Raw genomic sequence first — 22,810 nt, forward strand, 5'->3', positions numbered from 1 at the left:
ATCGACGAGTGGCTGGGGCTGGCCAGCCCGCCGATCTACGCCGTCACGGTCACGGCCTACTCCAGTCACGAGGGACAGTGCGACTCGACGCCGCACCTGACGGCCTCCGGCACCCGCGTCCGCCAGGGGGTCATCGCCCTCAGCCGGGACCTCCTGCGCCATTTCAACCCGGCGGCGCCCTTCAGCTGGGGCGACCGGGTGCACGTCGAGGGGCTCGGCGAGTTCATCGTGGAGGACACGATGAACCGGCGCCACCAGCTCCGGGCCGACATCTGGCTGCCGGACGAGGCCAGCGCCATCGCCTGGGGCGTTCGGGAGCTGACACTGAGCCCCGTTCCCGACAACCCCCTGGGCCTCTGATCCCTCCGCCCAACAAAGGCCGCAGGCGGGAGCCTGCGGCCCCCGCCTGCCAGTAAATGCTTCTGAGTCAATAAGCTACATCGCGCCCTCGCCGCGGACGACCACGCGGAATGTCCGTGCGATGATCTTGAGATCGTTCCCCAACGAGCACTTCTGGATGTAGTAGCGATCCAGGGTGATCTTGCGACGGATGTGCTCGAGGTCCGTGTCGTAGCCGTTGCGGATCTGCGCCAGGCCGGTGATGCCGGGCTTCACGCCCAGGCGGTCCGTGTAGCCGGGGATCTGCTCGGCCAGATAGGCGATGATCTCGGGCCGCTCCGGGCGGGGCCCGACGATGCTCATGTCGCCCTTCAGCACGTTCCAGAACTGGGGCAGCTCGTCGATCCGCGTGCGCCGCATGAGGCGGCCGAGGCGGGTGATGCGTGCGTCGTTCTTCTTGGCGAGCTGGATGCCGTTCTTCTCGGCGTCCGAGACCATGCTGCGGAACTTGTAGATCTCGAAGGGCCGACCGGGCACGGGAGCGAGGCGGCGGTCGCTGCGGCGCCGCTCCTCGAGCACGCGGATGTTCGTGTGGCGACGGCGGTCACCGGTGCGCAGGTTCAGGCCGGTCCGCTGCTGGCGGTAGATCACCGGGCCAGGGCTCTCGAGCTTGATCAGGACGGCTAGCGCGAAGAAGAGCGGGCTCAGCAGGACCAGCGCCAGGAGGGAGACCAGGACATCGAAAGCGCGGATGGCCCGTCGCGTCAGCGGGCTCAGGTAGCGCTCGTTCGGCACGTGACCGCGCTTCTCGTAGCGGCTGAGCCAAGTCAGCGAGGGATCGCCCTCGGGGTCACTCACCGTGCTGAGCTGGAGCTGTCCCTTGCTGCGGAAGGACTCCAGAAAGTCGTCTGCCAGGACTGTCTTCTTCATCGGGGACCACGCCTGTTGTTCGTCACATGGGGGTGCTAGCGCTGACGCAATCAGGGTACCAAGTCGCGCTGCGCCGACATGTAAGGGTTCCCACATTCCGAACGAATCCGGGCGGCTAAAAAAAAGCAGGGCGAATCTGAAGCTTCCCCCTGTCTCCTTCACCGACCCGGAGAGCTCGAGCCATGGCGCATACTCCGCCGCTGCTCTCACCCACCGATCCATGTCTGACACCCGGAATCCGTCCCGGGCAGCGCTGCGCGCCGGGTCTCAGTATATCATCGCCCTCTGAGATGCCGCAAGGTGGACGGGTGCAATATCACGAAAACAAGAGGAGGCACCCGCGGAAATCCGGCGTTTCAGACAGGAATTGCTGTTTCTGCGCCCGCTCCGGCTCGCGTTGCGCATTGCGGGTCTGCTGCGGAATGGTGAATCCCGCTGACTGCGGCGCCCCGGCGAACTCTCCGGCGCTCGGCTCAGAACGCCGTACTGACCCCCAGGCCCGGCTGCCCCGCCGGGGAGGCGAGCAGAGCGAGCTTCGGCACGCGCCCGCGCGGGCGCGAACCCTCTGGATGGCTGAGCAGCGCATCCATCGCGTTGACCACCCAGAGCCCGCCGGCCAGCGCGCCCAGGAGGTGGAGATCGTCCTTGGCCTGCTGCATGCGCTCCTGCAGGCGGCGCAGCCGCTCCGCCTCGCCGGCATCCAGACCGTCGGCGCTCAGGAAGCCACGCTCTTCGACGAGCACGCGCTCGTGCAACTCCCGCCGCCGATAGCTGTCCAGTGACTCCTGCGCGAGATAGGCCCCTGCGGCCAGATAGACACCCGAGCGCCACTGATGCCGGTAGGCCTGGCCCATCCCGGGCAAGATCAGCGACGCGAGCACGGCCTTTCCGCGCGAGAGTCGCGGCACCTGCAGGCCCAGTTGCTGGCCGCGAATCTGGGCTTCGAGGGGACGGTTGAACCACCAGGACTCGAGCACGCCCAGGCCGAGGTAGACCCCCGTCGTCAACAGCTGCCGCTCCCGGTGGCGCTTCTGCTCCGACCAGAGGCCGAGGGCAATGCCGGCCTGACGCTCGTAGGCGGTCGGATCGTTCGCGTCCTCGGCGAGGGCGCGCCAGCGCTCGTAGTCCTCGAGGGCGGCGTCCCGATCATCGCTGGCCTGCACGATGCCTATCGCCAGGTAGGCTGCGGTGGCCAACTCCACGGTTCCGTGCAGGCGGCGATTCGAGAGCAGGCTGCCGCCACCGGGGAGCAGGGTGCCCAGGACAGCGCGGCGCGTCGCATCGTTCGTCACCAGGGGGTGGCCCTGGGCGTCCCAGCCCAGGCGGGCCTGCCGCGACTCGAAGCCACGGCCGCCCGCGCGCAGGCGGGTGTAGGCCCCGGCCGCGTTCATGGTGAAAGGCGTCAGCGCGTTCAGAGGCCGGGCACCCTCCAGGCGCACGGGCAGACCGGCCTCGGTGGACAGAACGCCCAGTTCCTGCGCCGCGGCCGGTTTGCCCAGGAGGGCGGCAAGCGCGAGCAGGAGCGGCGGGAGCGCCAGGAAGAGTGCGCGCTGGGCGCGCCGGGGGGCGGTATCCGTCGTCATGTCAACTCCGGCCGGCTTCCAGCCCGGGTTCGCCGTCCCGGGCGGGGTTCAGGGTATCGAGACCGCTCCACAGCCGGGCGCCGAGGCGCCAGCGGCGATCGAGCCAGACGAGCGCCAGCAGCCCCAGGGCCACGGCGAACCAGAGCGTGGTGGCGCGGATGAGCAGGGTTGCAGCCGCCGCCGGGCCAGCGGGCAGCCCGGCGCCGCGGCCCAGGAGGAGTGCGAGCGAGCCCTCGGTCACGCCCAGGCCCCCCGGCACGAAGGCCAGCGCGCCCAGGAGCGTGGCGAGCGAGTAGTAGCCAAGCGCTTGGCCCAGAGGCAAGGACTCGCCGAAGGCCCGGGCGGCGAAGACCAGCGCCCAGCCCTCCCAGAACCAGGCGAGCGCGCTGAGCAGGAGCAGCAGCGGCAGGTCTCGCGGACGCAGCAGGGCGCGAGTGCTCGCGAGAGCCCGCTCGAGGGACTCGCCGCGCGTGCGCAGCCCGGGGAGGCGCGCCAGCAGGCCGAGGAGCCAGCGCTCCAGCCCCGGCGCGAGCAGCAGCACGAGCAGGAGGAGTAGCAGGCCCAGGCCGAACAGCCAGGCGAGCCCGCCCTGGCGACTGCTGTAGACGCCCAGCGTGGCCAGCAGCAGCAGGCCACCGAGATCCGTCAGCCGCTCGGCCAGAATCACCGGCGCCGTCCGCGCAAGGGCCGCACCCTGGAGATGCTTCAGGAGGACGGACTTGAAGACTTCGCCGAGCTTCCCCGGCGTCACCGAGAAGGTGAAGCCGCCGACGAAGACGCCCAGGCTGTCGCGGCGGGGCAGGCGCAGCCCGAGCCGGCGCAGGAAGAACTCCCAGCGCCCGAAGCGCGTGATGTAGTTGCCGAGCGAGAAGGCGAGCAAGAGCGGCAGCCAGAGCGGATTGAGCCGGCGCAGCGCGCCCAGGGTCGCGCCCAGATCCGCCGCCACGGCGAGGACGATCATCACCAGGAGCCCCGCGGCCAGCGACAGCCAGAGGGTGCGGCTCAGACCCCGGCTCGCCATCGCTCAGCTGTTCCTCAGCAGGATGAAGCTTGTCAGCAGCGTGGCGATCGTCGTCAGGATGCCGAGGTTCGAGCGGACCAGCGCCATGACCGCCGTTTGCCGCGGCACGAAGATCGTGTCGCCGGCCCGCACATCGGGGTTCTGGCTGTCGTCGGCATCGGCAAGGTACTCGCTGACGTTGATCTCCAGGCGCAGCAGGCTGCCGTCGGGGCGCGGGCGGAGCAGCACCACCTTGCCCATGTTCGCGTCGCCGAGCGGCCCGCCGGCCTGCAGGATGAAGCCGAGCACGTCGCTGGCGCCGGCCTCCAGGCGGTAGATGCCGGGGTGGAGCACCTGGCCGAAGACGTAGATGCCGTCCGATCCCACGTAGCCGGCCGGGTTCACGGGCCGGCGCGGCACCTCGACGGTCTCGCCGGGCGCCAGCGCTGGTAGATCGAGGACGCCCTCCTGCGCGGTGAGCGCCTCGAGGTTGTAGGTCTCGAGGACCTGCTGGCCGTCGCGGAGGCGATAGACGCGCACGTGGCTGAGGTCGCCGTCGGGAGCGACGCCCCCCGCCTCGCGAATCGCGCGCCAAACATCCGGCAGCGGCCAGACGGCGTAGCGGCCCGGCGTGGTGACGGCGCCGATCACATAGAAGGCCTTGCTGTTGTAGGCCGTCAGCTCGAGGGAGACGCGGTTCACGGTGCGGTGGAAGACCTGGATGCGCTCGACGATCTCCGCCTCGATCTCGGGCGCCGTGCGCCCGCCGGCCTGGACGTCGCCGATCAGCGGCACCGTCAGGCGACCGTTCTCATCGACGGTCAGGCTGCGATCCAGGTCGGGAACCTGCCAGACCCGCAGGGCGAGCTGGTCACCGGGGCCGAGTCGATAGACCGGCGGCTCGCCCTGGGCAAAGCCGTGGGTTGGCCCCGCCGTCGCAATCAGGAGCAGGAGGAGGCAGAACGAAGCGGGTCGGAGACAGCGCAGCGCGCAGGCGCGAACCAAAGCGCGCGCGCAAGTGGACTTGCGTTCAGGCATCTTCCCCCCCGAGTGGAATTCCAAGGCACAGTAAGCAGCGCTACAGACAGTGTCTAGTGCTTTGTCGGACACTCCTTCGCAACGCAGCGATAGCCCGGGGCGCACCAGGACACCGGCCGCTCCTTCGCGGCACCCCGAGACACTTCTCAAACAGGAGGGCCAACTCCTTATTCGCTTTTCTTACCGCCGGATCCGTCCCGCCGCTTGCATGGAGATCACAGGGCCCTTACAATTATGGGCTAAGCTGACCCGCCTCGCGGGTGCGCGATACCCCACTCTTCGTTGAGGATGGCACTATGCTGAAACGCGTTCTGATCCTGTCCAGTCTGCTCATGCTTCTCGCTCTCAGCGCCAGCGCTGGCGTCGATCAGATCATCACCGGCAGCGGGGAGTTCGGCAACGAGCACTTCGGTACCGGCGAGATGCCGACCGACAACCAGTCCGATCTCTTCGTGAAGGGCAACAGCCAGCCCAACGACCAGGGCGATAGCGGCGGCCCGCTGGACTCGCCGAGCGGCCCGATCGATCCCCAGGGCGAGCCCCCGGTCGGCGACAGCGCGCCGGTCCCGGAGCCGGCCACGGGCATCATGCTCGGGATGGGCGTTCTGGGCCTGGCCCGTCTGATTCGCCGCAAGGCCGAGTAGAGCCTAGCCACGCACGCGAGGAGAGGCCGCTTCCCGAAGGGGAGGCGGCCTTTCGGCATTCTCGGCGGAGCGCCCTAGCGCTCGGCCTCGAGCTGGGCCTGGATCAGGTGCTTGCGGATCTTGCCGGAGCTGGTGCGGGGCAGCTCCTCGAAGAAGCGGGCGGCCTGGGGCTGCTTCCAGTGGGGCAGTCGCCGCTTCAGGTGGTTCAGCACGGTCGCCTCGTCCAGCGCGGCCGCCGGCCCCGGCACCAGGCAAACCACCATCTTCTCGCCGAGGAGGTCGTCGCTGACGCCGACCACCGCGCAGGCCAGCACCCCCTCCAGCTCCTGGACGATGTCCTCGATCTCCTTCGGGTTGATCCGGAAGGCCCCGCTCTTGATCATGTCCTTCTCCCGGCCGACTACCCAGAGGTAGCCCTCCTCGTCCGCCCGGGCGAGATCCCCGGTCCAGAGGCGACCCTCGCTGTCGATCACCTTCGCCGTCTCGGCCGGGTCCTGCCAATAGCCCGCCATGATGTTCTCGCCCGCGGCGACGATCTCGCCCGTCTCGCCCGGGGGCACGGCCCGGCCGTCCTTGTCGAGCACGGCGAGCGTGACGCCCGGGATGCCGCGGCCGATCGAACCCGGCTTGCGGTCCACGTCCGCGGGCGGCAGGTAGGAGAGCCGCGCGGTGCCCTCGGTCTGCCCGTACATGACGATCGGCTTCGCCTGGGGCAGCATCCCGCGCAGGCGGGCCAGGCCAGCGGGCGGCAGGGCGCCGCCGGCCGTCGCGAAGTAGCGCAGGCTCGGAATCCCCGTCTCGGGCAGACGGCTCCTCTGCATCAGGATGTTGAAGGTCGAGGCAACGCCGGGCAGGCCGGTCACCCGTTCGCGCAGGGCGGTGTCGAGGACGGTGTTCGGAAAGCCGAAGCGGTTGTCGACGACCAGGCAGCCCCCCACCGCCGCGTGCGTGAGCAGCAGCGAGTGGCCGTACGAGTAGTAGAAGGGCAGCAGCACGAGGCAGCGCTCGCTCTCGTCCAGGCGCAGGTACTCGTTGATCGAGTCGGTGTTGGCGATCAGGTTGCGCTGGGTCAGGCAGACGCCCTTCGGCGCCCCCGTGGTGCCAGAGGTGTAGAGGATCATCGCCAGGTCGCCCGCCGCCGGCCCCTGCAGGTCGAGCGGCTCGCCTTCCGCCGCATCGAGCAGACCCGTCTCGCCCGGCAGCGGCGTCTCGAGGGGCGCGTCCAGCAGGATCCGCGGCGGGAGCAGGGTCCGGTCCAGCCCGGCCGCGAAGCGGCGCAGGAACTTCTCCTGGGCGACCAGCAGCGCTGGCGCGCAGTCGGCCAGCACCTTGTTGACGTAGGCCTCGTCGTTCACCGGATTGAGCGCGACGAGCACCGCGCCCAGGCGCATCACGGCGAAGTAGATCTGCGCGTAGGCGGGCGAGTTCTCCCAGAGCAGGGCGACGCGATCGCCCGGCTGGATCCCGAGCGCCTGGAGCCGCGCCGTCAGCGCGCCGGCGCGGCGGGCGAGGGTCGCGTAGGTCCAGCGCTCGTCGCCCTGTACGATGGCCTCGCGCCCGGCGTGCCTGCACTGCGTTGCGGTGAGATACTCCCAGACCGCGTTCATGGCCGGTCGTCTAGCCGAGCTTGCCCTGGACGAAGCCGGCAACCTTGGCGATGGAGTCGAAGTTGTCGGGCGTCAGCTCGCTGTCCTGGACGCCGATCCCCCACTCCGATTCGACGAACTCCAGCAGCTCCATGATGCCCGTGGAGTCGATGACCCGCGTCTCCATGAAGGAGTCGCTGTTCTTGAAGTTGGGGTCGTCCTTGCCCGCCAGGAAGTTCTCGACGATGAACTGGCGGATGGCGCTTTCCATGCTCACGGCCTACCTCAGAGGGCCGCGGGACTGCCCAGCGGCAGCGCCTCGCGGAAGCTGGCATCCGGCGCGCTCGCCGCCGCCGGATTGCCGTCGATGAAGCTGTGTACCAGCAGCTGCGTGGAGAGAATCCCCACGAGCAGCATGTTGTCGCGAAACCCGATCTGCGTTCCCCGCCGGCGCTGCAGCTTGGCGGCGAGGGCCGCCACCGCCTGCGGGTCGAAGAGACCATAGCGGGCGAGGCGCTGGCCATCAAGCATCTCCGCTACCCAGTCCGGTGCGCCCTCGGCGAAGAAGCAGGGCGCGTCCGGCGCCATGTAGGGCTGCTTGGGGCGCTCGAGCACGGCGTCCGGCAGCACGCCGCGCGCCGCGCGCTTCAGCAGGTCCTTCTCATGGAGGACGGGCAGGCGCAGGCGCCAGGGCAGCGTCGCCGCGAAGGCCGCCACGTCGCGGTCGAGATAGGGGAAGCGCCCCTCGACGCTGTGCGCCATCGCGGGCCGGTCGCCTTGGCTGCTCAGCAGGTAGCCCCCGAGCAGGGTCTCGCTCTCCAGGAGCTGCGCGCGGTCGAGCCAGTTCCAGCGCTCGAAGTCGGCCGGCAGGCCGTCCAGGTACTCCGCGTCCCAGTCGCTCACCCGCGCGAGCAGGGCGGCCGGCTCGGGCTGCAGGTAGTTGTCGAGCACGCCGAGGTTCGTTTCCCAGCGGGGGCGGTGGCTGAAGCCGCGGTCGGCCGGGTCGTGGATCCAGCGGCCGTAGTACTGGTGCAGGTAGTCGGCGCGGCCGGCGCGCGCGAGCACGGGGCTGGTCGGGTACAGGCGCGTGAGCAGCAGCGGGCGCAGGCGGCTCTCGGGCCGGCGCGCCCACCAGTGGCGGATCTTGGCGTCCTTGAAGAGGTCGTAGCCGGCCAGCACCTCGTCGGCGCCCTCGCCGGTGAGGACGACCTTCACGCCCACCTCGCGCACCTTCTCGGCGAGCAGCATCAGCGGCGTCGGCGCCGTGCGCAGGACGGGCTTCTCGCTGTGCCGGACGAGGCGCGGGAAGGCGGCCGCGATGTCGGCGCCGCTCACCTCGACGAAGTGGTGGCGGCTCCCGAGTTGCTTCACCATCAGGTCCTGGTAGCGCCGCTCGTCGAAGACCTGGTCGGTGAAGCGGATCGAGAAGGTGTGCATGCCGGGGTTCTCGTCCCGGATCAGCGAGGCGAGCAGGGAGCTGTCGATGCCCCCGCTGACGTAGGCGCCCACCGGCACGTCGGCGCGCAGGCGCAGGCTGGTCGCGCGGCGCAGGACCTCGCGCAGGGCCTCGGCGGCCTCCTCGGGGCGGCGCGGCGCGGGCTCGCCGCTGCGGAAGGGGAAGCGCCACCAGCGCTCCTCGCGCCAGCGGCCGTCGGCGTCCAGGCGCGCCCAGTGGCCGGCCTTCAGCTCGCCGATGTCCGCGAAGGCCGTGCGACCGGGCAGCGGCGTCCAGTAGCGGAACAGCTGGAGCAGGGCCTCCCGATCCAGCGCGCGGGGTACCTCGGGATGCGCGAAGAGGGCCTTCACCTCCGAGGCGAAGGCGAAGACGCCCTCGCCCCGCCAGTAGTGCACGGGCCGGATGCCGAAGCGGTCGCGGGCCAGCAAGAGCGAGCCCTCGCGGGCGTCCCAGAGGGCGAGGGCGAACTGCCCGTTCAGGCGCGGCAGGGCCGCCGGCCCGCCGATCATCAGCATGCGCAGCAGCACTTCCGTGTCGCTGGTGGTGTGGAAGCGGTGGCCGGCGGCCTCGAGCTCGGCGCGCAGCTCGATGTAGTTGAAGATCTCCCCGTTGAAGACGAGCCAGTAGCGCCCGCTGGGGTCGGCCATCGGCTGGTCGCCACTCGTGAGGTCGATGATCGCCAGGCGGCTGTGGCCGAGCGCGGCCGCGCCCTCGACGCGGACGCCGAAGCCGTCCGGGCCGCGGTGGCCCAGCGTGGCCGTCATGCGCCGGAGCACTCCGGGATCGGGCGCGCGCCGCCGATCGACGAATCCCGCGATGCCGCACATCAGGCGCCGCCTCCCGCGTTGGGGCTCTGCTCCTCGAGCCGTTCGAGGATGTCCCGGTACAGGAGCAGCTCCAGCTCGTCGCGCCGCTCGGCCATGCGCGCGAGCAGCGCTTCGAAGCCCGCGAGCTGGGGCAGGTCCCAGGGGTCGAGGTAGATGTTCACGTAGTTGCCGTAGGCCAGCGCCGCCTCGGCCGTCTCCCAGAGCAGCGCGCAGAACTCCTGCGCCGTGTCGTGGCTCCACTTGTAGAAGGGATGCCCCACGTGCAGGCTGTGCCAGGTGTCGAGCACGGTGAGCGGGTGCTTCGGGCAGGTCGTGAGCGGAAACTCCCAGATGCCCTGCGGTCCGCGGAAGGGCCGGCCGCCCGTCGGCGAGCCGGTCATCAGCGTGGAGGAGTCGAAGCGGTAGCCCAGCTCGGCGAGGATGCCATAGATCTCCGGCGTGAAGAGGTCCTTGAAGTGCGGGATGCGGCAGCCCGCGCAGTCCACGCCCATCACCTGGCGGATCACCTCGTGGGCCCGAGCCACTTCTTCCTTCTTCTCCTCGCGCGAGATGAGGCGGAACTTGCGGCCGGGGTTGATCTCCTCGTTGTCCGGGTGGCTGTAGGTGTGGTTGACGATCTCGTGCCCGTCCTCGAGCAGGGCCTTGTGCAGGTCCGGGTAGCGCTCGACCCAGAGACCGACCACCGCGAAGCTGGCTCGGATGCGGTAGCGCTTGAGCAGCGCGACGACGTAGGGGTAGGCCTCGACGTCCTTGCTGTAGTCGCAGTCGAAGCTGAGCGTGAGCGCGCCGCGGCCGCGCAGCCAGCCGAGGGGCTTCTGCTCCGTCAGCCGCATGAAGGACCTGAAGAGGCGGCGCGGCGCCAGCACCGTGGTGGCCGCCATCAAGGGCCGCGACTCGTGGTGCGCGACCACGAAGCGCTGCAGGCGGCTGAGCGACGGCATCTCGGTGGGCTTCATCGGGCTTCCTCGTTCAATCTCCGCGCGCCTGGCCGCGGTGGATGGTGGCGCGCAGCGGAGCGCCGGCGGCGAGCGCGAGGCGCCAGCGCCCCGCACCGGCCGCAGTGCCGGCCCCGCGCAATTGCAGGTTCCCTGCCAGCTCCAGCTCGATCTCGCCCGCCGCGGCCAGTGCGAGCGCCCAGACGCCCTCGCGTTCGGGGGCAACGGTCAGCTCCCTCAGCGGGCCGCGCAGCGCGCTCAGGCCGCCGCGCAGCTCGAGCTGCGCCTCCGGCCCCGGATCGAGCAGCTCGAGCGCGAGCGCGGGCGGCGCGTCCGCGGCGCCCGGCAGGAAGCGCGTCGCCCGGTAGCGGCGGTTGCAGCGAATGGCGCGCGTGAGATAGGGAGGCAGCGTGTAGTCGCGATACTCGCCCGCGTTCCCGGCCAGGCCGTCCTCGGCCGCGCGCAGGATGTTGTAGCACTCCCGCGCGTTCACGAAGTGCAGGCGCCAGCGCTCGCCGTCGTTGTACTCGCCGCAGAGGGTCTCGAACATCCGCGCCGCGCCTTCTCCGAGCAGCGCGTCGCGGTGGCGCTCGGGTGCCCCGTGCGTGTGCACCTTGACGACGATCCACTCCGGCCGCCCCGCCACGTGGATGCCCGTGTTCACCCAGCCGCGCACGCGCGCCGGCGTGCCCGGGCCTTCGCCGGTGACGTCCGCGTCCTCCACGCTGAAGAAGGGAAAGCGCCGCCGCGCGCGCAGGCCGATGGGCCCCGTGATCAGCGCGAACTCGTCCGGCGCCGGCCGGCGGCCGGCCTGCATCAGCGGTCCGTCGTCGTAGCTCTTGGGGGCGCGCGGGTCGTCGATGGCGCGGTAGAGCGCGTTCACGCGCCGCGGCTGCGCGGCGTAGAGGCTGGGGAAGGTGAAGTCCCCGTAGCAGCCCGTCTCGCGCAGGATCGTCAGCTCGTCGTCGACGCCGCAGTACTCGGCCCGGCTGTTGTCCAGGGCCCAGTTGCCGTGGATGAAGCCGTAGGCCCGCCGCACCGGATCGCCCTGCATCAGGAATACGCCGTAGTCGGCGTAGCGCTCGAGCGTCTCCTCGAGCAAGGCGCGCAGGCTCTCGCTCGTGTCGTGGTCGTGGTGCAGGTGCAGCTCCGTCTCGCCGACGCCCTGCCAGTCCATGGCGGCCAGGCCAAGGAGGTACTCCTCGCGGAAGTAGTGCGGCGGGAAGAAGAAGCCGTGCTGCGGGTGGCGGCCCTCGGCGTCGGCGAAGCGGCGCGCGAGAGGCGGATAGAGCTCGGTCCAGGCGGCGAAGCGCGCGCGGGCGCGCCCCAAGTCGGCGCCCTTGGTGCCCGGCTCGAAGTGGTCGACGAAGCAGAAGAGCAGATCGCGCGTGGTGCCCGGCGGCACGGCGGGCGGCCGGCCGCCGAGGGCGAGGCGCCGCTCGAGCCAGGGGGCGAGCCAAAGATCGAAGCGCAGCAGCGCCGCCCGGCGCGGCTGGACGAGGCCGAAGAGGCCGGCGCCGGCGCGGGCCGCGGCAAGGAGCGCCGCGCGCCGCGCGCTCATCGCCGGGCCTCCGGGCCCGGCCCGTTCTGGGCCGCCAGCGCCTGTTCGACGCGCCGCCAGTTCTCCTGCCAGGTGTGCCGCTCGCCGACGCGCCGGCGCGCCGCGGCGCCCAGGCGCGCCCGCAGTGCGGGATCCGCGAGCAGCGCGCGCAGGGCCGCCGTGAGCGGGGCGGGAGGGTCGGCGTCGCGCGCGGCGAAGAGGCGGCCCTCGAGGCCGTCGTCGAGGGCATCGCGCAGAGGCGGCAGGTCGGGCGCGAGCACCGGCCGGCCCAGGCTCATGTACTCGAAGACCTTCATCGGCGAGCCGTAGTCGTTGCTATCGGGCATGGCGCAGAGGTCCATCGCGGCGATCCAGGCCGGCAGCTCGCGATGGGGCAGCGCGCCCGTGAGCAGCGCGTGCTGGGCGAGACCGGCAGCCGCGAGATCCGCCTCGATGCGCGGGCGCTCGGGGCCGTCGCCGACAAGCAGCAGCTTGCCCGGCAAACCCTCCGCGCGGCAGCGGCGCAGGGCCTCGACGAGACGATCCACGCCGTGCCAGGGGTAGAAGCCGCCCACGAAGCCCACCACCGGCTCGCCGGCGAGCCGCGCGGGCAGCGCGGCCGGCGCCTGCTTCGCCGCCGCTTCCCACCAGCCGCGGTGGACGGCATTGGGCATCAGCAGGATGCGCGCCTCGGCCACGCCCTGCGCGCGCACGCGCTGGACGAGGCGGCTCGAGACGGCGGCGACGAGCGCGGCCCGCCGAAAGAGCGCGGCCTCGCTGCGCCGCGCCTGGCCCATGAGCAGCCCGCTGCGCCGGCGCACGAGCGGGTCGGCCACCGTGTAGTTCACCTCGAGCACGTGCGGGATGCCGAGCCGCGCGGCCAGCCGCCCGCCCGCGCTGCCGAAGAAGGCATAGCGCTCGTAGAGCAGCTCGGGCTGGAAACGCGCAGCGGCCGCGGCGAGGCGCCCGGCGAGCCGGCGGTCGTAGGCCTGCTCGGCCAGCTCGAAGAGCAGCTCGGGGGCGCGACGCGCGAAGCGCGCCGCGAGGCCGGGCCGTCCGCCGGCGGCGGGCGGCGCATAGGGATCGGCGCCCGGCGGGCCGACGAGCGCCACCGCGTGGCCGGCCGCGCGCATCGCGTCCACCATGCCGCGCAGGTGGACGGCCTCGACGCCGTGTCCCTGGGTCCGGTGCAGGGCGAGGATGCGCATGTCAGGCGCGTCCGCGCTCGGCCCGCATGGACTGGATGAGCGCGTGCATCTCGTCGGCGACGTCCTCCCAGCGGCGGCGGGCGGCGCCCGCGCGGCGGTCGTCGAAGCGAAAGCCCGCCAGCATGCTCAGCATCGCGTCCGTGAGCGGCCAGACCTCGCCGGGCGGTACCAGCAGGCCGCTCTCGCCCTCGACGACGATCTCCGGAATCCCCCCCACGCGCGAGGCGATCACGGGCCGCCTGGCCGCCAGCGCCTCGACGAGCACGTTCGGGTAGCCCTCCATGCGACTGGGCAGGACGAGGCAGTCGCAGGCGCCCAGCCAGCGGGGGATCTCGGCGTGCGGCACGGGCGGCCGTAGCTCGACCTGATCGCCCATCCCGAAGCGCGCAATGCGATCGCGCAGCTCCGCTTCGAGATTGCCCGCGCCGATCATCACCAGGCGCGCGCGGCGGCGCTCCATCTCGGGGATTGCCCGAAAGGCCTGGAGCAGCGTCGTCAGGCCCTTGACCGGCCGCAAGATGCCGACGAACAGGAAGAGGAAGGGCTCCTCGGGCAGACCGAGCTCGCGCCGGCTCGCCGCGCGCTCGCGGGGCGTGAAGCGCTCGAGGTTGACGCCGTTGGGCATCACGGTGACGCGCTCGGGCGGCAGGCCGAGCTGGGCCAGGCGATCGCGCAGCGCGCCGCTCACCGCGACCACGCGGTCGGCGCCCCTGAGTGCGTCCAGCGTGAGTCGGCGGCGCGCGAAGCCGCGCGTGAAGAGGTTCACGTCCGAGCCCCGCACCTTGATCAGGAGCGGCAGCCCGTAACGCTTGGCCAGGCGCATGGCGGCATAGCCGTCGGGAAAGGCGTAGTGCGCAAGCACGAAGTCGGCCGGCGCCGCCGTGTGCAGGCGCGCGAAGTGCGGCGCGACGCCCCACAGCAGGAAGTCCCCGTAGCAGAAGCGCAGCACGCCGGGCGTCACGATGTGGCGCGGGTACTCGACCGCGAAGCCCTCGATGCTGTCGGTGGCCGGCACCGCGCTGAAGGGATAGCGGCTCTTGCCGCGCAGGAAGGGCGGCACCCAGGGCAGCGGCGCCAGCACACGCAAGTCGTAGCCGTGGCGCTCGCGCAGCGCTTGCGTCTCCTGCAGCACGAACTGCCCGCGCATCCGCTCGATGGCGTTCGGGAAGAGGTTCGTGATGACGATGCCGCGCCCTGCGCTCTCCATGGCTCCTGCTTCGTTCGCTGCTGTCCGGGCCCCGGCTAGTCCCGGACGAAGGCCCCCGGCTCGGTGCCGAGAGCGAGAACCTGCGCCGCAGCACCCTGCCGCTGGATCTCGAGGCGGACGGCGCCGCCCGGCTCCCGCCGCAGCCGGCTGGCCTGGAGGCCCCCGGCCGGATCGGCCAGCAGGCTCAGGCAGAAGCCGGTCGCCGGCGCGCTGCCGGCCAGGCGCCACTGGAGGGCGGGCCGCCGCTCGCCGTAGCTGGGGGAAACCCAGCCCGCGGGGCCTTCCTCATCCCCCATCCGGAGGGCGCTGTCAAGTCCCTCTGGCAAGAAGACTTGCAGCCAGAGCCGGGGTTCGGCCGCCTCGCCGAGGAGCAGGCCGGCCGCTCCGAAGCCCGGCAGGGCGCAGTCGGCGGCCGGCGCCGGGCCCGGCAGAATGCGCAATTCCGGCGCCGCTTGCCAGAGGAGTGCCACGGGCAGGGGCGTCTCGGCCCGCCAGGCGTCCAGGACCAGGAGCAGATCCGGCGCCAGCAGGGCCAGCCGGCGCCCCACCGCCACGGGTCGGCCAGCGGCGTCGCGGTCCCCCCGGCGGCGGGCACTCCAGTCGAGCAGGGCCCCGGGCCACGCGGGCGCGCTCTCGGCGAGGTCGGCCTCCGAGCGCCGCGCCCAGCCGAAGCGGTCCGGCGCCGGCAGGGGCTCCGCCGGATCGCGCTCGCCCACCCGGAGCAGGTTGTGCGCGGCCGCCCCGCGGAAGTGATCCCGCCAGCGCTGTGGCCCGTTGTAGAGGAAGGTGCCGGCCTCGACCAGCAGCGGCCGACCGCCGAAGGCGGGCGAGAGCGAGAGCGCGTCGGCGTGCCCGTGCCCGGCGCCGCCGCGGCCCATCGGCCCGGCCTTGACGAGGAGCTGCGCGCCGGGCAGGCCGGCCGCCCCCGCCGGCGCCCCCCAGCGCGCCGTGTGCCAGCCGGCGGCCGGGAAGCGCTCGACCTGCAAGCCCGGCGCCTCCGCGGGCTGGGCGGCGGGCGCAGCCCCGGCGCCCCCCAGCCAGAGCGCCTCGCCCGCCAGGGGCCAGGCCGCCGCCTCGGGGACCGTCGCGCCGTAGCGGCGCGCGGCAAGGGCGAGCAGGCCGCGGGCGTCACGGCGCGGGCCGTCCTCGAGGCGCAGCACGCGGCCGCTGTCGTCGTCGCCGAAGGGGACGAGCAAGCCGTCCGGCGCCGTGAGCGCGGCCAGGGGCCGGCACATCGCGGCCAGGGTGGGCAGCCAGTCCTCGGCGGCGGGATCCCCGGCCGCGCGTCCCCAGAGCAGGCACTGGAGCAGGAAGTCCAGCACGAAGCGGTGGTAGTCGACGGCCTGCTCGGCGAGCACGCCGTCGGCGAGCAGCTGCAGCGGCAGGGGGCGCACGAGGATGGCCCGCCCGCGCGCCTGCCAGTCCGCCGACTCCGGAAAGACCGGCAGGGCCGCGCCCAGGCAGTAGAGCGCCGCCGCCTCGCCGAGCAGGTGGTTGTTGGCGACGGCCTTCTCCGAGAGGTGCCCCGCCGTGAAGCGGGCGTTCTCGTGCAGGCAGGCTGCGAGCAGGACGAGCGCCGGCTCGTCGCGCGCCGCGGCGGGCAGGAGCTGCCAGGTCCAGAGCAGCGAGAAGATGCGCAGCCCGCTCTCCAAAACCGCGATCCAGTGCGGCCCCCAGCCGAAGGGGTTCGCGGCGCGAAAATCGGCGATGAGGGCGAGCGCCGCCGCCGCCCGGGCGCGCGCGGCCGGCGAGTCGGATGGCGCGAGGCGCGCGGCGGCCGCCAGCGGCGGGGCCGCCTGCAGGCGACCCAGTTCCCAGAGGCCGCGCACGTCGCCGTGCGCCGTGAAGTCACTGGACGAGTAGGCCTCCGCCGGCAGCAGGGGCCAGCGGCCACCGCCCGGCACCTGCCGCCAGTCCAGCGGCGAGGCGGCGGCGAGACGCCCGTCGAAGAAGGGCCAGCGGCCGGCGAGGGCGTCCTCGGCCAGGGCGGAAAGCCCGCGATCGGCGCCTGGCTGGGCGGCGATCGCCGCCAGGGCCGCTTCATCATGCAGAGGCCGAAAGGCTGCCGCCAGGGCCGCAGCGTCAGGAACGCCGCCTGGAGAGAAGGTGGGCAGCAGGGCGTCGCCGGCGAGGGCGGCGGCCGGCGGCGGCACGGCAGGCCGGGGCGCCAGGCGCCCCCGCCAGCGGAGCGCGCTGCGGCGCAGGCGGCCGAGTCCGCGCATCAGGCCTCCCTGACGAAGGGGGCAAAGGGCTCGGGCAGGTTCTCCCCGTGAAAGCGATGGGCCAGGCGCTGCACGATGCGGCGCGCGGCCTGGCCGTCGCCATAGGGATTCACGGCGGCCGCCATCGCGGCGTGGGCGGCCGGATCGTCGAGCAGGCGGCCCAGTTCGCGCACGATGCGCGCGGGGTCGGTGCCCACGAGGCGCACGGTGCCGGCCTCCACGGCCTCGGGCCGCTCGGTGACCTCGCGCATCACGAGCACGGGCACGCCGAGGCTCGGCGCCTCCTCCTGCACGCCGCCGCTGTCGGTAACGATCGCGTAGGAGCGCTTCATCAGGTGCACGAAGGGCGCGTAGTCCAGCGGCTCGCAGAGGACCACGTTCGCGAGCCCGCCGAGGATGCGCGCAGCCGGCTCCTTCACGTTCGGGTTCGGGTGCACCGGGTAGACGAGCAGGCAGTCCGGGTGCGAGGTCGCGATCGCCGCCAGCGCGGCGAAGGCGCGCTCCAGCGGCGCGCCGAAGGACTCGCGGCGGTGCGCGGTCATCAGGAGCAGGCGGCGGCCCGTGAGATCGGGCAGCGCGGGCAGTCCGGGCGGCGCCTCGCGGCGCGCGGCCACCGTGAGCAGGGCGTCGATCACCGTGTTGCCCGTGACGAGGATGTCGTTGCCGTCCACGCCCTCGCTGCGCAGGTTCCAGGCCGCCTTGTGCGTGGGCGCGAAGTGGAGGTCGGTGAGCACGCCGGCGAGATGGCGGTTCTTCTCCTCGGGGAAGGGGCTGTAGCGCTGGCCCGTGCGCAGGCCGGCCTCGACGTGCCCGACGGGGATCTTCAGGTAGTAGGCGGCCAGGGCGCCGATGAAGGTGGTCGTCGTGTCGCCGTGGACGAGCACCATGTCGGGCGCCAGCTCGCCGAAGGCGCGCTCGAGGCCGCGCAGGGCGCGCTCGGTGACGTCGAAGAGGCTCTGGCCGGCCTGCATGATGTCCAGGTCGCGGTCGGGCGCGATGTCGAAGAGGCGGAAGACCTGGTCGAGCAGCTCGCGGTGCTGCGCCGTGGCGACGACGAGGGGCCGCCAGCGGGCCGGCGCGGCCTTCAGCTCGCGGATGACGGGGGCCATCTTGATCGCCTCGGGGCGCGTCCCGACGACGACGGCGATGCTGACGGGGGCCTTGCTCGTGCTCATGCGGGGCTCATCTCCGGGCGAATCTTGACACTTATAGCAGCCCGCGCGGGCCGCTGCCATGAGAATGGCATGAAATCGCTTGGGTGGCGGGCGGCCCTCGTCTAGGCTGCCCGGCGAATCCGGACCGGGAGCGCGGCGTGCAGAATCCGATCCAGCGGGTGAGCCTGATCTACTGGGAGGCCCTGGCCAGCCTGCGCGCCTGGCGGAACTGGTTTCCGCTCTTGCTCTTCTGGGCGGTGCAGGGCCTGCTGCTCTGGCTCCTCACCGCGCTCGTCGCCCGGCCGAGCGGCGCCTGGCTGACGCAACTCCTCGTCGCACAGTTCGGCCCCGAGGCGGCCGAGTACCCGCGCCTCTTCCTCGAGCTGCCCGACCTGCACCGGCGCCTCTACCTGAGCCTCGCCGCCACCCTGGGGATGTATTGCCAGGGCGTGAGTCTGCTGCGGCTGCTGGACTGGCACACGGGCGGCAAGCTCAGGCGCGAGTCGCCCTGGCGGCGGGCCTTCGCGCGCTGGCCGGGGCTCGTGCTCATCAACCTCGCGCTGCTCGCCTGCTTCCTGCTGCCCCTGGCGGCGGTCGAGCGCCTGCTCTTGCCGAGCCTCGGTCCCGGCGGCCCGGCGCGCGTCCTGCTGCTCGGCGCCTACGGGCTGGGCTTCGTCGGCGCGGTCTTCCTGCTCTACGCGCCCTTTCTCCACGTCGCCTTCAGCAGCGGCTGGCGGCGCGCGATCCGTGAGAGCGCCCGCTTCGCCCGGCGGCACCTGGGGGTCACCTTGGTGCTGGTCCTCGTGCCCTTCCTGTTCGCCCTGCCGGTGCACGCGTTGACGCTCCTGCGCCGGGTCATCGTGTTCGGCTTCCGGCCCGAACTGATGCTGCACATCTTGCTCGCGAGCAGCTTCCTCACCCTGCTCGTGCTCTTCATCGAGCTGTCCACGCTCGTGCGCTACTACGCCGAGGAGGAGTTGCGCCGGCCCTACGAGGGCGAATGGGATGACAAGCCGGAGCTCGCGCGCCACTACACCGACAGCGGCTAGCGCAGCAGCACCAGCTTCTGGCTCTCGGCGAGGCCCGCCGCCTCCAGGCGCACGAAGTAGACCCCCGTGCCCGCCGCGCGGCCGGCTTCATCGCGACCGTCCCAGACGACCGCATGCTCGCCCGCCGGGCGCGGCTCGTTCAAGAGCTCCCGCACGAGCCGGCCCGGCACGTCGTAGACCGCCAGGCGCGCCCGCCCCGCCGCCGCCAGCGAGAAGGGCACCGTCACGTTCGGGTTGAAGGGATTCGGGTGCGCCGCCGCGAGCCGCGTCGCGAAGCGCCGGCCGCTCACGGCCAGCGACTCGCTGCGCAGGAGCTGCCAGCTCTCGCCCGGCAGACGGCCGAAGAGCCGGTAGTGCAGCTCACCCGCGGTCGCCAGCGCCGCGGCGTGGTCCTCGGCTTCGTACTGGCCGGGCGCCGTCTGCTGCCAGGCGACCTGCCAGGAGAGGCCGTCCCGCTCGCCTTCGAGGCGGAACTCCGCATCCCCGCCCCCCTCGTAGCGCCAGCGCGCGAGCGCCGCGCCGCCGAGGTCGGCGAGGCTGAAGTCGGAGAGAACCACCGGCATCGCGATGGTGCAAGAGCAGCCGCCGGGCAGGCTGCCCGTGCAGTTGAAGGTGAGATGCCCCGGCTCGCACCAGTACTCGACGTAGTCCGTGCCGACGAGAACGAGATTGCCGCTGTCCAGACTCTCACACACCGTGATGCGGTGGTCCTCTCCGATCCAACTGTCCTGGATCTCGAAGAAGTCGATGGTGCCGAGCAGGGCCATCGGCCCCGGCACCGGCGGGTTGAAGGCCATGGCAATGCCGTGGCCGGCCTCGCCGATCACCAGCGATGTGTTCCAGTGGTAGCTGATGATGCCGCCGTTGCCTGCCGCGGGCAGGTTGCCGATCCTGAACTCGGCGGCCGTGATCGCCGTGAAATACTCGGGCAGGATCGCGAAGACGTAGACCGTGGCGGTCTGGAACTGCTCCTGGTTCAGCTGGCAAAGGATCGCATCCTCTTCGGCGTAGATGCCGAGCATCGGCGTACCGCCGCCCCCACCGGTGCCGGTGCCGTAGCAGCTGATCGAAGGGCAATCCTCCAGGCCCGTCGTGATCAGGGCGGAGTAGACCCCCATCGCACCGGGGTGGAAGCTGGCCCGCGCATTCAAGGTTTCCCCGGGATCGAGCAGGAAGGGGCCGGCACCGAGGGTCAGCGCGAAGTAGTCGCCCGAGATCTGCAGACTGCCGCCCAGGGGCGCGTAGCCGACGTTGGTGATGCTGAAGTCGCGATGAGCCGTGTTGCCGTAGAAGACCGTCCCGAAGTCCAGTGACGTGGCCGAGAGCTCGCAGGAGCCGCTCTCGAAATCCAGGCAATCGCAGAGCCCCGGATCGTTGCAGTTGAGGGTGAAGCGCCCGCCGCCCACGTCCCAGCCCAAGCCGGCGCCGTCGTTCACGCGCAGCTGGTCGCCGTCCAGGGAACGCTGCATGTGCAGGACGATGTCGTGGCCAAGGTCGGTGAAGGGAAGGATCGTCAGCCGCCCCAGTGCGACCCAATCGCCCGGCACCGGCGCGCCGAAGTCGAAACGGATGCCCGAGGCCAAGTTGCCGTCCAGCGGCGGATAGAACCACTCCTCGGTGACTTCGGCTACACCGCTGAGCGCCTCGAGGCCGGCAACGCGGAACTCGGCGCCCGTGATGCCCGGATCCGCGAAGCTGGGCACCCGGGCGATGACGTAGAGGGTGTCGGGAACGCCGACCGGGAAGTCGCCCGCGCAGAGCGTGCCCGCGGCATCGAGAAAGAGACCGAGATGATCGGCGCCGTGCGCGGGGTTGCGCGCAAAACCGCTGAGAGGCACGTCTGCGCAGGCCGCCGCGCCGAGCGCGACCGTGGCCGCATGCGGGCCGTAGCTCGCAGGGTCATAGCGCACCGTGACCTGCCGCCCATGCCCGGGCTGCAGCGTGAAGGCGCCACCCCCGGCCAGCAGGTGGAAGTGCTCACTGTCCAAGGTGACCTCGCCGACCAGCGGGCCGTCGCCCGTGTTGGCGATGTTGAAGCTCGCAGTGGCGTAGCTGCCCAGGAGTCGCTCGCCGAAGTCGAGGCTTTCCGGTTCGAGCACGCAGTTCGGCGCCGGCTCGTGAGCGCGTCCGATCAGCGGCAACTCGGCGCAGTAGGGCAGGCCCGTGGTCAGCACGGCCGCGTGTTGCCCCGCCGCCAGAGGCGTGTAGCGCACGGTGAAGTTGTGGACCGCGGCCGGCGCTACCGTGAAGGCGCCGCCCCCCGCGACGAGACTGAAGTTGGGATCGGCGAGGGCGATCACGCCGCTGAGCGCTAGATCCCCCGTGTTCTCGACGGCGGCGCTCCGCAGGACGCTGCTGCCCAAGGCGACGTCGCCGAAGTCGAGGAGCTCGACCGATAACGCGCAGTCCGGGACGGGCTCGTGTGCGTTGCCCGAGCACGGGTAGTCCGCGCAGTCGTCGCTGCCAAGCTCGATGGCGCAGGTCTGGGCGCCAGGGGCGCTCGGCGCAAAGCGCACGGTCACCGTGCGCGACATGTTCGCGGCTAGCGAGAAGGGCCCGCCGCCTGCTATCAGGGCAAAGTCCGGGCAGTCCTCGCTCACGGTGCCTGTAAGCAGGCCGACGCCCGCGTTGCGGATGACGAAGCTGCGGACCTCGGCCGCGCCGACCGGGAGATCGGAGAAGACGAGGCTGCTCGGCGTCAGCTCGCAGATCGGTTCACCGGCATAGCCCGTGCCCGTACAGTTCATCTCCGGGCAGTCCGTCGTGCCCAGGTCGATGACGCAGGTCTTGGGGCCGCTGCTCTCGGGCGCGAAACGAACGTAGACGGTATGCCCAGCGCCGGTCGCCAGGCTGAAGGGTCCGGCACCCGCGATGATCGAGAACTCCGCGCAGCTCTCGCTCACGTGACCGCTCAGGATGCCTTCGCCCTGGTTGCGGATCGTGAAGTACTGCAGCGATGTGCTGCCAACGCTGACGACGCCAAAATTGAGCGAGGCGGGCTGTAGCGTGCAGAGCGGCTCGAGCGGCGCGAAGCAGGAGCAGCTCGGCGGATCGCTGCAGTTGAAAGTGAAGCCTCCGCCGGCGACCGCCAGTTCAATGTAGTTGTCGTCGACGACGACGAGTCCGTCGCTCTGGAGCGAGGCCGCCACGCTCACGGTGTGATCAGGGCCGATCCAATTCGCTTGCTGGAAACTGCTGAAGACGAGGTAGCCCAACTCGACAATGGGCCCCGGCTGGGGCTCGCTCCAGGCGAGCGCGATTCCCGTTTCGGGCTCGCCGATCACGAGCGAGGTGGTCCAGGTGGCCGTCCAGTGCCCGGCCGGCGGCAGGCCATTCGGGGGCAGATTGGCAAGGCGAAACTCACAGGCCGTGATGCCCGCACCCGTGAATTCCGGCAGCACCGCCAGCACGCGCACCTGGACGGTCAGGTTCGCGCCGTCCAGGGGACCCTGGCAGATCTGTGCCTCAGGGTCGAGGTAGAGCCCGATGTGATTGCCCTGCGGTTCGCTGTACGCCTGACCCCAACCCGTCAGCGTCACCGGCGGGCAGTCGTTCGTGCCCAGGTCGAGCAGGCACTCGTGGCCACCTGCCTCCGTCGGCGCGAAGCGGATCTGGATGGTGCGGCTCGCCCCGGGCGCGACGTCGAAGTGCCCACTCGTGATCACCGTGAACGCCGGCACGCTCGCGCAGGGCTGGGCCGGCAGGTCCAGCGGCAGGCTCGCCGTTCCCGTGTTGGTTACCTTGAGCACGCGCAGCCGCTGCTCGCCCAAGAGCACGGCACCGAAGTTGAGGGTTTCGAAGTCCACTGTGCAGGACTGGGCCTGCGCGGCGCCGGCGGCGATGATCAGGATGGCGAGCGCCAGGAGCGCCCGAGTGCGCAGATTCGTCATCGTGGTTTCCCCCCTGCCCTCTCTCAACGTGAAGTCCTCCGGTCTCTGCCCACGCGCGGCGTCCGGAACTCGCTTCGCGATCGCCGCCTAGCGCAGCAGCACCAGCTTCTGGCTCTCGGCGAGGCCCGCTGCCTCCAGCCGCACGAAGTACACCCCCGTGCCCGCCGCGCGGCCGCTCTCATCGCGGCCGTCCCAGACGACG

The 22,810-nt window shown here is 71.7% G+C and carries 17 protein-coding genes; 3 read left to right on the forward strand and 14 right to left on the reverse strand.

Annotated features, from left to right (window positions below; translation table 11 throughout):
- Positions 1 to 12 precede the first annotated feature (12 nt).
- Complete coding sequence (locus FJ251_00180; GenBank protein MBM4116159.1) at positions 13 to 360, forward strand: hypothetical protein; 348 nt, start codon at positions 13 to 15, stop codon at positions 358 to 360.
- Positions 361 to 435: 75 nt separating this feature from the next.
- Here the strand turns inward: FJ251_00180 and FJ251_00185 are convergent, their stop codons facing one another.
- The 4 genes from FJ251_00185 to FJ251_00200 all read right to left on the reverse strand — a co-directional run bounded on the left by FJ251_00185 (position 436) and on the right by FJ251_00200 (position 4,890).
- Positions 436 to 1,491 carry a sugar transferase gene (locus tag FJ251_00185; GenBank protein MBM4116160.1) on the reverse strand — a complete coding sequence of 352 codons (1,056 nt, stop codon included), beginning with the start codon at positions 1,489 to 1,491 and terminating at the stop codon, positions 436 to 438.
- 251 nt (positions 1,492 to 1,742) lie between these two features.
- Entirely contained in the window at positions 1,743 to 2,852 is a 1,110-nt protein-coding gene (locus FJ251_00190; GenBank protein ID MBM4116161.1) for a hypothetical protein, read from the reverse strand.
- Position 2,853: 1 nt separating this feature from the next.
- Positions 2,854 to 3,873, reverse strand: coding sequence for a flippase-like domain-containing protein (locus tag FJ251_00195; protein ID MBM4116162.1), 1,020 nt, complete (start codon positions 3,871 to 3,873; stop codon positions 2,854 to 2,856).
- 3 nt (positions 3,874 to 3,876) lie between these two features.
- Entirely contained in the window at positions 3,877 to 4,890 is a 1,014-nt protein-coding gene (locus FJ251_00200) for a hypothetical protein (GenBank protein ID MBM4116163.1), read from the reverse strand.
- A 296-nt stretch (positions 4,891 to 5,186) separates the two neighbouring features.
- Here FJ251_00200 and FJ251_00205 point away from each other — a divergent pair, with 296 nt between their 5' ends.
- Complete coding sequence (locus FJ251_00205) at positions 5,187 to 5,534, forward strand: PEP-CTERM sorting domain-containing protein (protein MBM4116164.1); 348 nt, start codon at positions 5,187 to 5,189, stop codon at positions 5,532 to 5,534.
- Between the two features lie 74 nt (positions 5,535 to 5,608).
- On the opposite strand, the gene FJ251_00210 is transcribed toward FJ251_00205, so the two are convergent.
- From FJ251_00210 to FJ251_00250, 9 genes are read right to left on the reverse strand one after another with little or no spacing between them, the layout of a single operon-like run.
- Complete coding sequence (locus FJ251_00210; GenBank protein MBM4116165.1) at positions 5,609 to 7,141, reverse strand: acyl--CoA ligase; 1,533 nt, start codon at positions 7,139 to 7,141, stop codon at positions 5,609 to 5,611.
- 10 nt (positions 7,142 to 7,151) lie between these two features.
- Positions 7,152 to 7,391 carry an acyl carrier protein gene (locus tag FJ251_00215; GenBank protein ID MBM4116166.1) on the reverse strand — a complete coding sequence of 80 codons (240 nt, stop codon included), beginning with the start codon at positions 7,389 to 7,391 and terminating at the stop codon, positions 7,152 to 7,154.
- Between the two features lie 14 nt (positions 7,392 to 7,405).
- Complete coding sequence (gene asnB, locus FJ251_00220) at positions 7,406 to 9,403, reverse strand: asparagine synthase (glutamine-hydrolyzing) (protein ID MBM4116167.1); 1,998 nt, start codon at positions 9,401 to 9,403, stop codon at positions 7,406 to 7,408.
- Positions 9,403 to 10,359 carry a polysaccharide deacetylase family protein gene (locus tag FJ251_00225; protein ID MBM4116168.1) on the reverse strand — a complete coding sequence of 319 codons (957 nt, stop codon included), beginning with the start codon at positions 10,357 to 10,359 and terminating at the stop codon, positions 9,403 to 9,405. Before FJ251_00225 ends, asnB begins: the two co-directional genes overlap by 1 nt.
- A 13-nt stretch (positions 10,360 to 10,372) precedes the next feature.
- On the reverse strand, positions 10,373 to 11,899 hold the full coding sequence (locus tag FJ251_00230; protein MBM4116169.1) for a hypothetical protein: 1,527 nt from the start codon (positions 11,897 to 11,899) through the stop codon (positions 10,373 to 10,375).
- Positions 11,896 to 13,086 (reverse strand): glycosyltransferase, encoded by a 1,191-nt coding sequence (locus FJ251_00235; GenBank protein ID MBM4116170.1) that lies wholly within the window; start codon positions 13,084 to 13,086, stop codon positions 11,896 to 11,898. Before FJ251_00235 ends, FJ251_00230 begins: the two co-directional genes overlap by 4 nt.
- Position 13,087: 1 nt before the next feature.
- Positions 13,088 to 14,293, reverse strand: a complete 1,206-nt coding sequence (locus tag FJ251_00240; protein MBM4116171.1) for a glycosyltransferase family 4 protein — start codon at positions 14,291 to 14,293, stop codon at positions 13,088 to 13,090.
- 35 nt (positions 14,294 to 14,328) lie between these two features.
- Positions 14,329 to 16,515 (reverse strand): hypothetical protein, encoded by a 2,187-nt coding sequence (locus tag FJ251_00245; protein MBM4116172.1) that lies wholly within the window; start codon positions 16,513 to 16,515, stop codon positions 14,329 to 14,331.
- Positions 16,515 to 17,690 (reverse strand): UDP-N-acetylglucosamine 2-epimerase (non-hydrolyzing), encoded by a 1,176-nt coding sequence (locus FJ251_00250; protein MBM4116173.1) that lies wholly within the window; start codon positions 17,688 to 17,690, stop codon positions 16,515 to 16,517. Before FJ251_00250 ends, FJ251_00245 begins: the two co-directional genes overlap by 1 nt.
- A 137-nt stretch (positions 17,691 to 17,827) precedes the next feature.
- Between FJ251_00250 and FJ251_00255 the strand changes: the two genes are divergently transcribed.
- Positions 17,828 to 18,718 carry a hypothetical protein gene (locus FJ251_00255; protein ID MBM4116174.1) on the forward strand — a complete coding sequence of 297 codons (891 nt, stop codon included), beginning with the start codon at positions 17,828 to 17,830 and terminating at the stop codon, positions 18,716 to 18,718.
- On the opposite strand, the gene FJ251_00260 is transcribed toward FJ251_00255, so the two are convergent.
- On the reverse strand, positions 18,715 to 22,608 hold the full coding sequence (locus FJ251_00260; GenBank protein MBM4116175.1) for a choice-of-anchor D domain-containing protein: 3,894 nt from the start codon (positions 22,606 to 22,608) through the stop codon (positions 18,715 to 18,717). The two genes, FJ251_00255 and FJ251_00260, sit on opposite strands and share 4 nt — an antisense overlap.
- Positions 22,609 to 22,810: the final 202 nt, after the last annotated feature.

This window comes from bacterium (assembly GCA_016873475.1).
GTDB lineage: Bacteria > Krumholzibacteriota > Krumholzibacteriia > JACNKJ01 > JACNKJ01 > VGXI01.